The following is a 17,174-nucleotide window of genomic DNA, read 5'->3' on the forward strand; positions in this document are numbered from 1 at the left end:
ACTAACCCGTCAGTCGGTTCGGGGACGCACCGGTATCGGACGGCGCACCGGCGCCGGATTCGATGCGGTGCACCGTGTGCTGTGCGAGGGCGGCCAGCCGGGCCAGGCGCGCGTCGCCCAGCGCGGTCGCGGCATTGCCGAGGCGGTTGGTGACGAAGGCGATCGCCATTCCGCTGGTCGGGTCGGCATAGGCGCCCGAACCGCCGATACCGTAGTGCCCGAAGGCTTTTCGCGGCTGCTGCTTGGACATCAGCACCGGCCGGTGATAGCCGAGGGTGAAGCGCAGCGGCAAGCCGAGCACATAGTCGCGGCCCTCGGCGGGCTGGGTCTCGCCGATGATCTCGACCGTCTCCGGCCGCAGAAACTGCGTGCCGTCGATCCGGCCGCCGTTGGCGATGGCCCCATACATCCTGGCCAGCGCCCGCGCCGAGAACACGCCGTTCCAGCCGGGCATCACCGCGTCGTGCACCCGCGGATCGCGGACCAGCTCGTCGAAGCTCTCCGGCATACCCGCCTCGGCGAGCCCGCGGATCGGGCGCACCCAGGAAAGCACCGATGACGCGGTATTCCAGCGGATTCCGGGCGGGCTCAGATGCGGGAAGATCTTCGCGATCCGGTAGCGCTCGGATTCCGGTACCCGGAACCAGAATTCGTCGACGCCCAACGGCTCGGCGATCTCCGCCCTGACCACATCGGTGAACGATCGACCGGTCACCCTGGACACGATCTCGGCCACCAGCCAGCCGAAGGTGATCGCGTGATAGCCGGAGGAGCGGATGCGCCGCGGATCGGCCGGGCTGTCGGCCAGCGCCCGCACCACGGCGTCGTAGTCGAGAATGCCCTCGCGGCCCGGCACCAGCCCGCGCACCCGATGCAATCCGGCCCGGTGGGCGAGCACATCGCGGACGGTGATGTCGTGTTTTCCATGTGCGGCGAACTCCGGCCAGTAGTTCGCGACCGGCGCCTCGTAGTCGATGAGCCCGCGTTCGGCGAGTCGGTGCACCACGGTTGACGCGACACCCTTTCCGGTGGAGAAGGTGAGCGCGACGTTATCGCCGTTCCAGCGCCGATCCTTGGCCGCCCAACCGGCCCAGATATCGACTACCGGACGTCCGTGCAAGTAGACGGCGAGCGCACCGCCGCCGCGGTTCGGCTGGGTGAACATGCCGAAGAAGTGATCGGCCAGCCGGATGAACTCCGGCGTCACCAGCATCTCCCTGGGGGCGGACAGCCGGTGGCCGCTCGCGGGCCCATCGGCCGGTAGGGGTTGGAAAGCCGCGACCATCGCCACACCTCCTGACCCGAGGGTCCCCAACGGGGCTGAATTCCCAGGGTAGCGATCGCGGGCAACTTCGCAGCTCCGACGGGCTGATCCGGACGAAACACGCACCGCGGCCGAAAGTTACGCCGACTCGACGGCACCTGATGCATGGTGTATTTATGGCGTGATGTTCGGCGGCGTTGGAGGACTCGTGTCTCGGCAATGGAAGCGAGGGGCATTGGGTCGGCTGGTCGTTGTGGCGCTGGCTCTGCTCACGGCCGTATTCGTCACCGGATGCGGTTCGACGATCAGCGGCCGGGCCGAACCCGAGGCGAACGGCACCGTCGACGCCATTTCGGTCACCAAGCCGCCGACGACGCCGTCCAATAAACCGACCACCGCACCCAAGCCGGGTAAGACCGATTTCCAGGCCGAGATCGGCGACTGCGTCACCCTCGGCGGCACCACCGAGGACGCCACCATAGATAAGGCCGCCTGCGGCAGCCCGGAATCGAACTACAAGGTGATCGGCAAGACGCAGCGCAGCTCACAATGCGTCAGCGACCGCGACAGCTATTACGTGGAAACCGTCAACGGCGTCGAACAGGGCGCGTTCTGCCTGGATATCGACTGGGTGGTCGGCGGCTGCATGGATGTCGGCGGCGATATCGCCAAACGCATCGACTGCACCCCGCACACCAAGGACGGGGTGAAGGTGCTGAAGATCCTGCAGAACGTCGCCGATGTGAACAGCTGCGGCGCGGGCAACAGCGGATTCGTCAAGAAGGAACGCCACTTCGTGGTTTGCGTCCAAGACCTCTGAATCGCCCGAGTTGTCGGTCGTCCTGCGTATGTTGTGAGACGTGACGAGCACCGAGCTGCCGCGTCTGCGATCGGCTTCCGGTCGCTGGATCCTGCTGGCCACCATCCTCGGGTCCGCGGTCGCGATGCTGGATGCGACGGTGGTCAATATCGCCCTCCCCCGCATCGGCGATCAGCTGAAAACCGATGTCGCGGGCCTGCAGTGGACGCTCAACGGCTACACGCTCACCCTCGCGTCGTTCATCCTGCTCGGTGGGTCACTCGGCGACAAACTCGGCCGTCGCAAGGTATTCGTTTGGGGCACAATCGGTTTCGCGATCGCCTCGGTGGTGTGCGGTGCGGCGGTGAATATCGAGATGCTGGTCGCGGCGCGGGTGCTGCAGGGCGTCGCTGGCGCCATGCTCACCCCCGGCAGCCTGGCCCTCATCTCCTCGTCGATCGATTCGCGGGATCAGGGTTCGGCGATCGGGCTGTGGTCCGGATTCGGCGGCGTTGCGGGCGCGCTCGGCCCGTTCCTCGGCGGCTGGCTGATCGATCTGGCCGGGTGGCGCTCCATTTTCTTCCTCAACGTGCCGCTCGCCGCGGTGGTCGTGCTGGTGGCGCTGCGCCACGTGCCGGACAGTCACGATCCGAATGCCCCCGCGCGCCTTGATGTTCCGGGCGCGGTCGTGGTCGCCCTCGGGCTCGGCGCGCTGACCTTCGGCCTGATCGACCGGATGCCGCTGCTCGCGGTGGCCGGGCTGGTGCTGCTCGCGGCGTTCGTGGTGGTGGAGCGGCGCAGTGATCATCCGCTGGTGCCGCCATCACTGTTCCGGTCGCGGGTGTTCACCGCGGCGAATCTGGTCACCCTCGCGGTGTATGCGGCGCTCGGCGGCGTCTTCTTCCTGCTGACGCTGGAATTGCAACTGGTGGCGGGATATTCACCGCTGCTGGCCGGTGCGGCGACGGTGCCGATCACCCTGCTGATGCTGGTGCTCTCCGCGCCGGCGGGTCGCTGGGCGCAGGCGCACGGCCCGCGCATCCCGATGACGATCGGTCCGCTGCTCGCGGCGGCCGGTCTGCTGCTCCTGCTGCGGATCGGGCGCGAAACCGCCTATCTCACCGATGTTTTGCCGGGTGTCCTGGTGTTCGGACTCGGCCTCTCGGCATTGGTCGCCCCGTTGACGGGTGCGGTGCTCGGCGCGGTGCCGTCCAGTGAGGCGGGTATCGCGTCCGGGGTGAACAATGCCGTCGCCAGGACCGCGCAATTGCTCGCGGTCGCCGCGCTGCCCGGCCTGGCCGGTATCTCCGGTTCGCTACACGACCCGGATGTCTTCGCGCACGGATTCACCGTCGCGATGGGTATCTGCGCCGGACTGCTGGTGGCGGGCGCCCTGCTCGCGGGTGTCATGCTGCGGCCCGAGCGGCGCCGGCCGGAACTGGACAATGTCGACTGCCTGCCGCAGTGCGGTGTCGGCGGGCCCGCGGTGGCGCCGTCGCTGCCGGTCGCCGATAAAAAATGAGCGAGCCCGCTGGGGGCTCGCTCATCCGAAATCTCGAGGGACGCTGGTCGATCAGATCGGGTTGAAGCCCGCTCCGACACCGCCGCGACCGTTGATATCGGCCATGATCGCATTCATATTGGTGCCGACCTCGGGGCCGAAGCAGGCGAGGGCGAGGTAGGCGTTCACCATGCCGACCAGCGTGGTGCCGACCACCACGGGTGCGCCGGAATCGCCTTCCACCACACACATTTGGGACCAGGTCTCGACATTCGTCTGGAATACGTCACCCCAGGTGATACCGCAGGTATTGCCGGTGGTGCGGCCCTCCTTGCAGACGATCTGGGGGAACTGCGCGGGTAGGCCGAGTCCGGTGATGGTGACGTTGCCGATGCGGTTGACCGGGGTGATCTTGTCCGGGTCGAACTGGATGATCGCGTAGTCGAGGTCGTGGTTGGAGTAGACGAATCGGCCGATTTGGCCTGCGCCGCGGTCCTTCTCGGCGAACACCTGGGCGCCGGGATCGCCACAGTGCCCCGCCGTCAGCCCGATGAGATGTCCGGAGTTGTCCCAGCCGACGGTGGTCACCGTGCACTCGAACTGGTTGTCGATGATGATGCCCGAGCCCCCACCGATGACCGGTCCCGCGGCGTGCGCGGCGCCGGTCCCGAGCAGTGCCGCACCAAGGGCAACGGCGAAGACGGCAGTGGCCGCCTTGGCGAGTTTGCTGAACATGTCCCTCCAGACGTCGGAAGCCGCACCATATCAATCTGTCGCACCCATCGTGTCAGTATTCGGTCTCGGGCGCGTCACGTACTTCTGGGTGTCCAAAATGGTGCTTCTGTACACTTTTCGGACAGATTTAGCCCCGCGTCTCATATAGCTCAGCGATAGCGAAGGGCTATTGCACTGATCATCGGACCGCGTGTCGCGAGTGTTTCATTTTGCCGACTTTTGCGCGTTGTCCGTTTTAGATTTTCAGAATAATTTTTACGAGTCCAATCCGATTAAATCAAGAATCGGGCTCTGAGCGGCCGGTCTGGCGTGCGGCTTCACTGTAACTTGTACCAGAAGACGGGCTGGTCACTTGGTCTCCCGGACAAGTCTCCCGGCCCTGGTCACGTCATTTTCGTGAAGGTGACGTTCATCTATGACCGCAATCACACGACAGTGGTGTGTTCCGCACTACTCCGTAGTAAGGTGCGTCAAGCAAACAAGTCGTCGGGGCGGGCAACCGGCGTCGAGAGGGGTTAGCCAGTGCAGTCGACCGAGAGTCCACCAGGTTCGCGGTTCAGTGATGTGGTCGATTGGACGAAGGCTTATTGGGAAGACCACCCGAAGCGTTCCGTCGAAACCTTCGGCCGCCAGATCACCATGGGGTTCGCCGCCGTCGCCGAACTCTTCGTCTCGATCTTCCGGCGGCGCTTCCCGTTCGGGGAATTCATCCGGCAATGCGCCTTCATGTCCAGCGTCTCGGCCGCCCCGACGCTGCTCGTCGCCATCCCGATCGGCGTCATCGTCTCCATCCAGGTCGGATCCGTCGCCGGTCAGGTCGGCGCCACCTCGTTCATCGGCGCGGCCAATGGCCTCGGCATCATCCAGCAGGGCGCGCCCATCGTCACCTCGCTGATGATCGCCGGCGCCGTCGGCTCCGCGGTCTGCGCCGACCTCGGCTCCCGCACCATCCGCGAAGAAATCGACGCCATGAAGGTGATGGGCGTCGACCCGCTGCACCGGCTGGTTGCCCCCCGGCTCGGCGCGGCGATGATCGTATCCGTATTGCTTTGTGGCTTCGTCGTTTTCGTCGGCTTCCTGACCGGCTACTTCTTCAATGTCTTCGCGCAGAACGGAACTCCGGGCTCCTACATCAGCACCTTCTCCTCCTTCGCGGTGACCCGCGACCTGCTCGCCGCGCTGATCAAATCGCTGATCTTCGGACTGCTCGCGGCGATCATCGCCTGTGACACCGGATTGAACACCCGCGGCGGCCCCGGCGGCGTCGCCAACTCGGTGAACTCGGCGGTGGTCAGCTCCGCGATCATGTTGTTCGGGGTGAACCTGATCATCACCCAGATCTACAACGCACTGTTCCCGGCACAGGTGGGCTGATCCGGTGTCCTCAACTTACGTACCACCGCTGCTGCGGCCCTTCCGCGCGGTTCAGCGCGGCGCGCAGGCGCCGCTGGACTGGGTGGCCAGAATCGGCCACCAGGTGTTCTTCCTGCTGCGCTCGCTCGGTTCGATTCCGTTGGCGCTCAAGCACTATCCGAAGGAAGTCTGGCGGCTGATCTCGGATGTCACCTGGGGCAACGGCAATCTCGTCGTCGGCGGCGGCACCATCGGCGTCGTCGTCATCCTGAGCGGGTTCGGCGGGATAACCGTCGGCATCCAGGGCTACAACTCGCTGAACCTGTTGGGGCTCAGCCCGATCACCGGTGCGATCTCCGCATTCGCGACCACCAGGGAGATCGGTCCCCTGCTCGCCTCGGTGGCCTTCGCCGCGCAGGCGGGCTGCCGCTTCACCGCGCAGCTCGGCGCGATGCGGATCTCCGAGGAGATCGATGCGCTCGAGTCGATCGCCATCCGGCCGCTGCCCTACCTCATCAGCACCAGAATGTTCGCGGCCATGGTGGCGATCATTCCGCTGTACTGCCTGGGCCTCGCGGTCGCCTACATCTCCTGCTCGCTGACCGTCCAGTTGATCGGCGGCACGGCGGCGGGCACCTACCAGCACTACTTCTACCAGTTCCTGATACCGCACGATGTGCTGTATTCGCTGCTCAAGGCGCTGATCTTCGTCGCGATCACCACCTTCATCCAGTGCTACTACGGCTTTTTCGCCTCTGGTGGCCCGGAGGGTGTCGGTGTCGCCTCCGGCCGGGCGATCAAGAACTGCATCATCGCCGTCGTATTCGTCGACCTCTTCATGACCTTGGCCATCTGGGGCGTCAACCCCGGAATCCGTATTTCGGGGTAAGACCACATGATCATTGATCCGAGCGGGCGCGGCCCGACGATGCGCCAGCTGCTGCTGGCCGGGGTCGCGGGCCTCGTTGTCTTCGCGCTGGTGCTGAGCTTCCTGCTGGTGCGGTACAAGGGGCTGCTGCAGGAAAAGGTCGGCGTGACGGCGAATCTCACCACCACCGGTGACGGGCTGCCCGCGGATGCCGATGTGAAGTTCCGCGGCGTGCTGGTCGGCGCGGTCAAGGATGTCTCCGTCGCCGCGAAAGGTGAACTGCAGCAGGTCCATATGGATCTGAAGCCGGAGTTCGCCGGTGATATCCCGTCGAATGTCACCGCGCGCGTGGTGCCGAGCAACCTGTTCGCGGTCACCTCGGTGGAGCTGGTGTTCAACGGGCCCAGCGACAAGTACCTGCACCAGGGTTCGACCATCGAGGAGGATCGCAGCGAGGGCACCATCGCGCTGCAGGACACCCTCACCACGGTCCGCAATATCCTGGACAAGATCGACCCGATCAAATTCGGCCGGGTGCTCGGCACCCTCTCCCAGGCACTCGACGGCAGCGGCCGGATGCCGGGATCCACCGTCGAGCGATTGGACAACTGGCTGGCCGGGGTGCGCGGCGCGGTGCCGAATCTCGGTGCGCAGCTGGACGATTTCTCGAATTCCTTCCACGCGCTGAACCAGTCCGCACCGGAGCTGATGGATGTGCTCGGCACCTCGGTGACAACGGCCAAGACCATCGCCGACCGGCGCGGCCAGTTGGTCGCGCTGCTCACCGGGGCGGGCGGCACGGTCGATACGGTCAATAACCTGTTCGCCCGCAACGGCGATATCGGCAAGCAGGTCACGGCGGGCACCAGCGATATGTTCGGCGCGCTCACCAGCGATCCGAACGCCGTCACCCAGGCGCTGCTCAACCTCAGCGAAACTGTCAGGAAGCTGGACACCACCTTCAAGTGGGGTCCGCAACAGCAGATGGTGTGGAACGTCGGCGTCACGCTCACCCCGTACGGCCCGTACACCGTGGCCGACTGCCCGCGCTACGGCGATCTGGCCGGGCCGAGCTGTGCCACCGCGCCCGCCGTCGCCGATGTCGGTGAATTGCCCGACAAACTGAAGCCGCGCGCGCTGGATTCGGCGAAGGGACTGCCGCCGGTACTTCCGCTGGCGGGGCTGCCGCTCATTCCCGGCATCACCATGCCGGGTCCGGACGGGCATATGGCTTCGGGCATCACCGGATTGCCGCAGTTGCCGACCCTGCCGACCCTGCCGACCCTGCCGAGCGTGCCGAACCCGTTCGCGGGTACGCCGCTGGACGGACTGATCCCGGCACTGCCCGGACTCGGGCAGCCCGCACCCGCCGCGCCGCCGGCGCCGCCGCAGGCCCCGGCCGAGGGCACGCCGTCGGCCGCCCCGATCGCGCTGCAGGGTCAGGATGCGATGACCGCGCTGCTCGGCCGTCGACCGACCGCGGCCGAATACCTGCTGCTGAGTTCGATTTTGAAGGGCGGGACCATGACCGTGTCCGAAAAGGGTTCCGGCCGATGAGTATTCGCAAACCGCTGATCGGGTTCGGACTCTTCGCGATCGTCTCCGTCCTGGTGACGCTGCTGGTGTGGAATACGCTGGCCCGCGTCGTCACGGGCGAAACCAACACCTACACCGCGACATTCACCGATGTGCTCGGCTTGCACGAGGGCGATGACGTGCGCATGGCGGGCGTGCGGGTCGGCAAGGTGGAGAAGATAGCGGTGGCCCGGGATTCGAAGCTCGGCAAGTCGGTGGCCAAGGTGACCTTCGTCGTGCAGCGCGATCAGCCGATCTTCGACGACACCAAAGCCCTTGTCCGCTACCAGAACCTGATCGGGCAGCGGTATGTGGCGCTGGCGCCCGGCGGCGCGCAGTCGCCGCGGCAGTTGAAGAACAACGCGAGCATCCCGGTGGACCGCACCGAACCGTCGTTCGATGTTTCGGCGCTGCTCAACGGTTTTCAGCCACTGTTCCAGGTGCTGCAGCCCGAGCAGGTGAACCAGCTGTCGGAAACGTTCATCCAGGCGTTGCAGGGTGATGGCGTGTCGCTGAGCACGTTCGTCACCCAGGCCGCGACATTGGCGTCGGATTTCCAGCGACGCGACGCGATTCTGTCCGATGTGATCGGCAACCTGTCCGGCGTGATGCAGGGGTTGGCCAAGCGAGGTGATGAATTGGAGACCCTGGTGACCCAGACCCGGGCGCTGATCGGCGGGCTCTACGAACAGGGCCAGTCGCTGCAGCAGTCCACGGTGCAAATCGCAACGGCGACAAGCTCTTTGGTCGATATGATCGGCACGATCCAGCCGAAGCTGCAGGATACCCAGAACTCGACATCGGCGGCGCTGGCCCTGCTGCTGGCCAATGGCGCCAAGCTCGACCAGGCCGCGATCGATCTGCCGAGCGTCCTCGCCGACGCGGGTAGGCACACCTCCGACGGCGGCTACGCGACCGGCTACATCTGCGGTCTCGACGTCTCGCTGTACGGCGTGCTCTTCCCGCGCGGACTGTTCTCCCAGATCGGCGGCAACCAGCATTCGGCGGTGTGCAGACCATGATGACCAAGCTGCGGACCCGCTTCAACAACAATCGCTACTTCTGGCTGGGCATCATCGGTGGCGCGCTCGTCGTGCTGCTGCTCGTCGGCTCCAGCACGTTCAAACTGCTCGGGGTCGGACAGCAGTCCATCAAGGCCGAATTCGTGCAGGCCGCCGGCATCAAGGTGGGCGACAAGGTGAATGTCGCCGGTGTTCAGGTCGGCCAGGTGGCGGGCGCGAAACTGGAGGGCAGCCACGTGCTGCTGACCCTGAATGTGGACCACGGCATCAAGTTCGGGCCCGACGCGAAGGCGTCGATCAAGATGGCCACCCTGCTCGGCGCCCGCTACGTCGACGTGGATCCGGGTGATGGCTCCGGACTCAAGGGCGGCCGGATTCCGGTGTCCAACACCACCGTTCCGTACAACCTGGCCGATGTCGTGCAGGAGGGCACCCCGAAATTCGAGGCGCTGGACACCAAGAAGCTCGCCGATTCGCTCAACCTGATCAACAAGCAGCTCGGCGACTCCCCCGCGCTGGTGGCGCAGTCGCTGGACAGCATCGGCGCCATCGCCAAGGTGATGGATCAGCGCAAGGGCGAAATGGACAGCCTGCTCAAGGATTTGGACCGGGTCACCAAGATCCTCGGTGACAACCGCAACAGCGTGCTGCTGGTGATCACCCAGGGTGAGGCCATCGCGAATCGGGTGATGGAGCGGCAGGGCCTGCTGCGCCAGCTGCTGGACAATATCGCGACGCTGACCAGGCAGCTGCGGGAGATCGGCGATCAGAACAACGGCAAGTTCGGCCCGACCATCGATCAGCTGAACACCATGGCCGAGGGTCTGCAGAAGAACAAGGACAACCTGGACCGGCTGCTGTCCATCATGCCGCCGACGGTTCGTTACCTGGCCAATTCGTACGGCGGTAACGGCCCGTACGGCTCGCTGGGGGTGCCGTGGCTCTTCCCGGACAACTGGTTGTGTGCCACCAAGGTCATCGAGGGGTGCCAGTGATGAAACTGAAATCGGCGACACGGGCGCTCGCGGCCGGCGTGCTGGCATTGACGCTGGGCGGCTGCTCGCTGCTGCCCAGCTCGGTGAACGATTCGCTCGGCAATACGATCAAGATCACCGCCGACTTCCAGAACATCGCGGGCATGTACGAGGGCAACCCGGTGACGGTGCTGGGGTTGAATGTCGGCAAGGTCGAGAAGATCGTGCCGCACGGCACCATGATCGAGGTCCACATGTCGATCGACAAAGACGTCAAGATCCCGAAAGACGCGATGGCGGCGATCATTTCGCCATCCATCGTGACCGACCGGCATATCGAGCTCACCCCGGTGTACACCGCGGGTGACACCTTGAAGGACGGCGCGCACCTGCCGCTGGCCAAGACCAAGACCCCGGTCGAACTCGACACGATGATCAAAACCATCGATCAGTTCGCCGCGGCGCTGAAACCGGAACCGGGGCAGGACGGTGTCGGCCCGCTGTCCGGCCGGGTGCTCTACCCGATGCTCAACGGCAACGGCACGAAGTTGCGCGATACGCTCAACGCGCTGTCCAGTGCTTTGAAGGTGGGTGTCGACAATAAGGACGCCGTCTCCAACATCATCATCAAGCTGAACGAGCTCACCACCATGCTCGCCGAAAACGACCAGGCGGTAAGGGATTTCAGCAACCGGACGACGCAGCTCACCGGCCTGCTCGCCGAGCAGGCGCCCGGCCTGCAGGCCACCCTGGATCAGATGAACGCCTTCCTGGCCAATACCAATGGGGCGTTCTCGCAGTACCAGGACAAGCTGGCGAGTTCGCTGGCCGGGTTGACCAATGTGACGAATCAGTTGCGCGCCAACGCATACGGCATCACCGAGGTGGTCGATGTCGCGCCGATGCTGATGCAGAACATCGACAACATGATGAATCGGCAGCACAACTACGTCCGGCTGCAGGCGCTGATCGGCACGGCGCTGTCGGGTGAGATGGTCAGCGTCTTCTGTGAGCGGGTCCAGATGCGGGCCGACGGCTGCCGGACCGGCAATATGCAGGATTTCGGGCCCGATTACGGGCTCACCGCGGCACTGCTGGGGTTGACGAAATGACACGCCGAATGAGCAAGGTTCGTCGCACGCTGCTCGCGGCCACCGCGGTGGCCACCGTCGGCGTCACCTCGGGCTGCGGCCTGACGGTGGAGAAGATGCCGCTGCCCAAACCGGGCCTTTCCGGCGAAACCTACACGGTGACAGCGGAATTCGATAACGCGCTGAATCTGCCGGATCAGGCGAAGGTGAAGATCGGCGGCTCCGATGTCGGGGTGGTCTCGAATATCCGGACCAAGAATTTCAAGGCCATCGTCGATCTGACCATCCGCAAAGACATCGAACTGCCCAAGGGCAGCAGCGCCGAACTGCGGCAGGCCACCCCGCTCGGTGACGTCTTCGTCGCGGTGTCGAAGCCGAAGACCGAACCCGGCGCCGCCATGCTGAAAAACGGCGACAAGATCGAGCAGACGTCGGCGGGCGCGACCGTCGAGCAGCTGCTGATCTCGATCTCCATGCTGTTCAACGGCGGTGGCATCGCCAGCCTCAGCAAGCTCACCTCGGAGCTGGATTCGATCGTCGGTGGGCGCGGCGATCAGCTCGCCCATCTGATCACCCAAATGACCAGCGTGGTCAGCAATTTGAATGCCAACTCGGCCCGGGTCGACGCGGTGCTCGGTGAATTCAACGGTTTCGCCGACACCATCGAATCGCGGCGCAACGAACTCGGCCAGGTGGCCGATACGCTGCCGCAGATGATCGGCGCGGTGGCCGAGAACAACAGAGCGCTCGGCGATCTGCTGCAGAAGGTGTCGAAAACCAGTGCGGCACTGGGTGATTACGCCGACACCTCCAGCCAGCAGCTGGCCGGCCTGCTCGACAACACCAAAGCGCTGATGGACGCGCTCAGCCGGACCGGCGATCAGTTCGGCGTGCTGCTGGATCGCCTGCACACCATCCGGCCCAAGGTGGACGCGACCTTCCGCGGCAGCGGTTTCGCGGTCTTCGCCTACGCGACCAACCTGGATCTCAGCGCGCTGACCGATCCGCAGCACGGCAAGCTGCAGGATCTCAACGATCTGCAGGATTTCGCGGGCAGCCTGATCCAGGTGCTGCAGATAGTGCAGCAGCGGGTGCAAGGAGGCCATCGGTGACCCGACTGCGGAAACTGTTGCGCAGCAAGATCTTTCTGTCCAACCTCGGCCTGGCCGTGGTGCTGGTCATCGGTGCGTCGTATCTGATGGTGAGCGTCATGCGGGTGAACCCGCTGAAGTCCACCTACGACGTGACGATAAATCTGGACCGCTCCGGCGGCCTGCAGCCGGGTAACGATGTGACCCTGCGCGGTTACCGCATCGGCAAGGTCACCTCGATCAAGCTCACCGATCGTGGGCAGTCCATCTCCGCGGTCGCGCAGATCGAGAGCAAGTACCGGATTCCGGTGGATTCCGATATTTCGGTGCAGGCGCTCTCGGGCGCGGGTGAGCAGTACATCGACTTCCGGCCGGGCACCGACCAATCGCCGTATCTGAGCAACGGTTCCGTGGTGCGCTTCGATCCGAACAAGATCAAGACACCGACCCCGGTGTGGTCGGTGCTGGACAATTCCAGCGCGCTGATCGCCCAGATCGATCCGCAGAAGTTCAGCGTCATCCTCAACGAGCTGGATACCGCGCTCAGCGGCGGCCCGGATCAGCTGCGCGGCCTGGTGAACGGAATCAGCCTGGCCTCAGCGGGTTTCGACAATCTGCTGCCGCAGACCACCAATCTGATCGCGAACCTGCGCACCATCACCGAGACCACCACGCACGCCCAACCCGATCTGGAAACCCTCACCCGGAATTCGGGTGCGCTGTTCCAGCAGTTCAACAATGCCAATCAGGAATTGCAGGCGGTGCTGGAGAAGGCGCCCGGTCAGCTGAAGAGCCTCGGCGCGGTGCTGGACAAGACCGCCGACCCGATCACCAGCCTCGCCGCCAATTTCGCGGCGATGACCAAGGCGGCGCAGCTGCGCACGCCCGCGCTGCGGGCGCTGTTCCCCTCGCTGGCACTGGGCGCCGATGCGCTCGGCGTGCCCGCATGGGACGGTGAATTCCACGCGATCATCGACATCTGGATGCGGCCGTTCTGCGAGTACCCCAACGCGAAGCCGATTCGCCCCGAGGTGGTGCAGGACGGCAGCCTGCCCAAGTGGAACTACTGTGACAACCCGCCGCCTGGTCAGGAGATCCGCGGCGCGGCCAATGCACCGCGGCCCGACGTGCCGAACAATGGCGCGCATATGCCGCCGGGTGTGGATCCGAACGAACGGACCCTGCCCCCGGTGCGGTGAGTCGTACCCGGCCCGGCGGTGACACCGCAGGTCCGGGCATACTCGCCGGTGGAACGCGAACCGGCTCGACCCCAGCGAGCCGGTCAGCCGATCGGCGCGCCCGCGCGCCGGGAAAGTGCAGGAATATATCGATGTCTACCGACGACGCCGCGACCGGCAAGGATACCGCGATCACCGAGGACACCGAGCACGAGAAGGATACCGACGCCGCGGCGCAGTCGGATGATGCCGCGGGCGAAAAGGACGCTGCCGCAGCCAAAGCCGAGGAAACCGCGGCGGAGGCGAAGGCCGACGAGCAGGGCGCTGCCGCAGCCGAGGATTCCGTGGCGGAGGCGAAGGCCGAGAAGTCCGACGCCGCGGATAAAAAGGGCAAGGTGAAGCCGGACAAGAAGCGCGCAGAGCCGAAATCGGATGCCGCACCGGCCAGGTCGAACACCATGGCCATCGTCGCCGCATTCGTCGCCGGTGTGCTGCTGGTCGGCGCGATCACCGCGGTGGTGGTGTTCTATCTGCAGGCCAAGGACCGCAGCGATAAGTTGGCGGCCCGCGACGACGCGACATCCGCAGGTTGCGCATTCGGCCGGGATATCGCGACCTACGACTATTCGAAGGATCTCGACGGCTGGATCAACAAGATCAAGTCCGAATCCTCCGGTGAATTCCTTTCCCAGTACGGCGATGCGGCGAAGCTGCTCAAGGACGCCATGGTGCAGGCGAAGGTGAAGTCGTGGTCCGATGACGTGCTGTGCGGTTACCAATCCGGCGACAAGGATTCGGGCAAGGTGCTCATCTCGCTGACCGAGTACCGCGCCAACTTCACCCAGCAGGGCAGCGCCCCGGAACGGGCACTGCTGGTGCTGTCCGCGACCATGAAGCGCGACGGTGACAAGTGGCTGGTGGACAAGCTGGAGTCGCCACAGCTGAAGGGTGCGAACGGCGGATTGCCCAGCGGTGTACCGGTGCCGTCGGGACCGGATCAGGGGCAGCCGCAGCAGGGGCAGCCCGCGCCGAACCAACCGGCGAATCCGCCCGCGCCGCCGAAGGGCAACTGAGAGTAGGAGTTGAGCCGCGACCTCCGGCGGTGGGCCCGAGCCACCACCGCCGGAGGTCTTTTCGGGCGGGCCACTACGGTCGCGCGCGACTCAGAACAGCGTGAGCGTCTGAGCCTGCGTGACCGTCTTCCCCGCGGCCCGCGAGCGCGCAGCGGGCTGCGCGCCCCCGTTCGAAGACGAGACGGTTGTTTGCTTCGCCGCTGATTTCGGCGCTGCCGATTTCGATGCCGCGAATTCCGGCACTGCCAGTTCCGACATCGTCAGTTCCGGCGCTGTCAGTTCCGACACTGCCAGATCCGGCACTGCCAGATCCGACGTAAGTTCCGGCGCTGTCGGTTCCGCCGCGAGCGCAGCCGGATCCGCTGCCGCCTGGCGTGCGGCCTCCCCGGCCAGCGCGTCCGCCTGCTCGTTGAAGTAGTTGCCGACGTGTCCACGGACCCAGCGGAATCGGACGGGCCCGGGACGCCCGGAGATGGCCCGATCGATCTGCTTGATGAGGTCCGCGTTCTTGACCGGCGCACCCGCGGAGGTGCGCCAGCCGTTGAGCCGCCAGCTCGCGATCCACTCCGACGCGCATTTGATGGCGTAGAGCGAATCGCTTTCGATGAGCATGGGCTCCGCGCCGGGATGCGCGACGATGGCCTCCAATACCGCGCGTAATTCGGCGATTTGGTTGGTGCCGGAGGGGGCGCCGCCGCTGCGCGTCGCACCCTGGTGGTTCACCCAGGCCCAGCCGATGGCGCCGCCGGGATTGCGAAGGCAGGATCCGTCGGTGCTCACGATGATCATGGCTGGCACCCTACGCAATCCGACCGACAAGATCGGTACCGTGGAATTCCTCTATCTCCCTTCGCAATTGGGCTTCCGTACGACGCAGCGCCGATTTCGCGGCGGCATCGACCAATCCGGAGCAGAGCTTTCCGAAGAAGCCACGCGGTGCAGCGTACTCCGCCTCCGAGGTGAGCGCCGAGCGGCCGTAGCCGAGCGGATCGAAGCGCAGGGTAAGGGTGCCGTGCAGCTTGCCGCGCAGGGTGTAGGCGAGCACCGCGTTGCGCCGGTATTCGGTGATCTCGCATTCGAATACCTGGCGCCACAGGCCGATTCGTGCGGTCGTGGTGAAGGTGGCGCCGGGCCCGCTGTCGACCTCGCCGGTGGGTTCGAATCCGACGACGCCGAACATCCAGTCGGGGACGAACAGGTGGTTGTCGGCGTATCCGAACGCCACCTCGACCGGTGCTCCGACGTCACTCGCAAACTTGATGTGGCCCATCGGCCCCTCCTGATATGCGGCATTCGCGGTGCCTGTGACGCAAACTGCCGCATCCGGCCCGTCGCTGGTGCCGCGTCGCCGCGGCTGCGGACAAAAGTACTACAGCTCTCCTCTTTATTGGAGCGTTGCCCGGAAATTTGGTGAACAGGATTTCCACATCACGACCGGGTGGTCGGTTGGTATTTACTGGTCGGTATCCAGTTGATCGACGATATGTTCGGCGATCGGCATCGCGGAGGTCGCCGCGGGCGATGGCGCGTTGAGCACATGTACCGAGCGCGGGGTGCGCTCGATCATGAAGTCGTGCACCAGGGTTCCGTCGCACAGCACCGCCTGGGCGCGGATACCCGCCTCGCGCGGCCGCAGATCGGCGACGGTGAGCTCCGGACAGTAGCGACGGCACTCGGCCAGATAGCCGCGTTTGAACAGCGAATTGCGCAACTCACGCAGGCCGGTTCGCGCGTAGCGGCGGGCCACCCGGTGCATACCCGGAAAGCCGAGCACCTCGCGCGCGTCCCCGGCATCGAAACTGCCCTTCCGGTAACCCTCCCTGGACAGCCCGAGCACGGCGTTCGGGCCGACGGTCAATTCGCCGTCGATGGTCGGGCTCAGGTGCACGCCGAGGAAGGGCAGGCTCGGATCCGGAATCGGATAGATCAGGGTGCGCACCAATTCCGCACGTGCGGCGGGCAATTGGTAGTACTCGCCGCGGAACGGGACGATACGGAAATCGGTGCGCACACCCGCCAGCCGGGCCAGCCGATCGGCCTGTAGACCGCCGCAGACCACCAGCCGCTTCGCGGTCCATCCGCCGGTGGGCCCGGAAACCGCTACCGCGGAATCGGTTTCGGTAATGGCGGTGATTTCGGCGGATAGTTCGACGCGGCCGCCTCCGGCGCGCACCTCGTCGGCCATGGCCGATGTCACCCGGCGATAGTCGATGATGCCGGTATCCGGTACGAAAAGCGCGCCGACTCCGGTGATATGCGGTTCGCGGCGCACCAGCTCCGCCGCGTCGATCAGCTCGACCTCGACGCCGTTGGTCACCGACCGCTCATACAGCGCGAGCATCCGCCGCTGCTCCGCGGAATCGGTTGCGACCAGCAGCTTTCCGCAGCTGCGGAACGGAATGTCGTGCGCGGCCGCGAATTCCTTGGTCAGCGCGGCGCCGCGGCGGCACAGCCGCGCCTTCAAACTGCCCGGCTCGTAATAGATTCCGGAGTGGATGACCCCGCTGTTGTGCCCGGTCTGATGTCCGGCCAGCCGCGCGCCCTTCTCCAGCAGCACCAGTTCCGCCCCCGGATGGCGCTGCAGAATCCGCCGCGCGGTCGCGACCCCGACGATCCCCCCGCCGATGACGCAGTAGTCGTACATGTCCTC

At 65.4% G+C, this 17,174-nt stretch carries 15 protein-coding genes and 1 pseudogene; 11 read left to right on the top strand and 5 right to left on the bottom strand.

Annotation, left to right across the window (positions count from 1 at the left end):
- Position 1: 1 nt before the first annotated feature.
- Entirely contained in the window at positions 2-1,213 is a 1,212-nt protein-coding gene (locus LGY53_RS06555; RefSeq protein WP_225726254.1) for a serine hydrolase domain-containing protein, read from the bottom strand.
- Positions 1,214-1,472: 259 nt separating this feature from the next.
- On the opposite strand from LGY53_RS06555, the gene LGY53_RS06560 reads away from it, so the two are divergent.
- Together LGY53_RS06560 and LGY53_RS06565 are read left to right on the top strand one after the other, a co-directional pair.
- Positions 1,473-2,084, top strand: a complete 612-nt coding sequence (locus tag LGY53_RS06560; protein WP_225725744.1) for a hypothetical protein — start codon at positions 1,473-1,475, stop codon at positions 2,082-2,084.
- Between the two features lie 40 nt (positions 2,085-2,124).
- Positions 2,125-3,585 (top strand): MFS transporter, encoded by a 1,461-nt coding sequence (locus LGY53_RS06565; protein WP_225725745.1) that lies wholly within the window; start codon positions 2,125-2,127, stop codon positions 3,583-3,585.
- 51 nt (positions 3,586-3,636) lie between these two features.
- Here the strand turns inward: LGY53_RS06565 and LGY53_RS06570 are convergent, their stop codons facing one another.
- A complete protein-coding gene (locus LGY53_RS06570; RefSeq protein WP_225725746.1) occupies positions 3,637-4,299 on the bottom strand; it encodes a S1 family peptidase in 663 nt (220 codons plus the stop codon).
- A gap of 564 nt (positions 4,300-4,863) precedes the next feature.
- Between LGY53_RS06570 and LGY53_RS06575 the strand changes: the two genes are divergently transcribed.
- The 9 genes from LGY53_RS06575 (at position 4,864) to LGY53_RS06615 (ending at position 14,524) form a co-directional block, all read left to right on the top strand.
- Positions 4,864-5,673, top strand: coding sequence for an ABC transporter permease (locus LGY53_RS06575; RefSeq protein WP_225725747.1), 810 nt, complete (start codon positions 4,864-4,866; stop codon positions 5,671-5,673).
- A 4-nt stretch (positions 5,674-5,677) separates the two neighbouring features.
- A complete protein-coding gene (locus tag LGY53_RS06580) occupies positions 5,678-6,541 on the top strand; it encodes an ABC transporter permease (RefSeq protein WP_167478840.1) in 864 nt (287 codons plus the stop codon).
- Between the two features lie 6 nt (positions 6,542-6,547).
- Complete coding sequence (locus LGY53_RS06585) at positions 6,548-8,077, top strand: MlaD family protein (protein WP_225725748.1); 1,530 nt, start codon at positions 6,548-6,550, stop codon at positions 8,075-8,077.
- Positions 8,074-9,117, top strand: a complete 1,044-nt coding sequence (locus LGY53_RS06590) for an MCE family protein (RefSeq protein ID WP_225725749.1) — start codon at positions 8,074-8,076, stop codon at positions 9,115-9,117. The genes LGY53_RS06585 and LGY53_RS06590 overlap by 4 nt, the downstream gene beginning before the upstream one ends.
- Positions 9,117-10,112, top strand: coding sequence for an MCE family protein (locus tag LGY53_RS06595; protein ID WP_225726255.1), 996 nt, complete (start codon positions 9,117-9,119; stop codon positions 10,110-10,112). The genes LGY53_RS06590 and LGY53_RS06595 overlap by 1 nt, the downstream gene beginning before the upstream one ends.
- The gene (locus tag LGY53_RS06600; RefSeq protein ID WP_225725750.1) at positions 10,112-11,203 is read left to right on the top strand and encodes an MlaD family protein; all 1,092 of its coding nucleotides are present in this window, start codon (positions 10,112-10,114) and stop codon (positions 11,201-11,203) included. The genes LGY53_RS06595 and LGY53_RS06600 overlap by 1 nt, the downstream gene beginning before the upstream one ends.
- Before the next feature lie 8 nt (positions 11,204-11,211).
- Complete coding sequence (locus LGY53_RS06605; RefSeq protein ID WP_225725751.1) at positions 11,212-12,294, top strand: MCE family protein; 1,083 nt, start codon at positions 11,212-11,214, stop codon at positions 12,292-12,294.
- Positions 12,291-13,472, top strand: coding sequence for an MlaD family protein (locus LGY53_RS06610; RefSeq protein WP_225725752.1), 1,182 nt, complete (start codon positions 12,291-12,293; stop codon positions 13,470-13,472). Before LGY53_RS06605 ends, LGY53_RS06610 begins: the two co-directional genes overlap by 4 nt.
- Positions 13,473-13,603: 131 nt before the next feature.
- Positions 13,604-14,524 carry a hypothetical protein gene (locus LGY53_RS06615; RefSeq protein ID WP_225725753.1) on the top strand — a complete coding sequence of 307 codons (921 nt, stop codon included), beginning with the start codon at positions 13,604-13,606 and terminating at the stop codon, positions 14,522-14,524.
- Between the two features lie 321 nt (positions 14,525-14,845).
- Here LGY53_RS06615 and LGY53_RS06620 read toward each other — a convergent pair.
- From LGY53_RS06620 to lhgO, 3 genes and pseudogenes are all read right to left on the bottom strand, one after another.
- Positions 14,846-15,313, bottom strand: a pseudogene (locus LGY53_RS06620) (ribonuclease H); the annotation flags it as partial.
- A gap of 10 nt (positions 15,314-15,323) precedes the next feature.
- Entirely contained in the window at positions 15,324-15,794 is a 471-nt protein-coding gene (locus LGY53_RS06625) for an SRPBCC family protein (protein ID WP_225725755.1), read from the bottom strand.
- A gap of 183 nt (positions 15,795-15,977) precedes the next feature.
- A complete protein-coding gene (lhgO, locus tag LGY53_RS06630) occupies positions 15,978-17,168 on the bottom strand; it encodes an L-2-hydroxyglutarate oxidase (RefSeq protein ID WP_225725756.1) in 1,191 nt (396 codons plus the stop codon).
- Positions 17,169-17,174 lie beyond the last annotated feature (6 nt).

It is taken from the genome of Nocardia sp. JCM 34519.1, assembly GCF_020361265.1.
Lineage (GTDB): Bacteria > Actinomycetota > Actinomycetes > Mycobacteriales > Mycobacteriaceae > Nocardia > Nocardia arthritidis_A.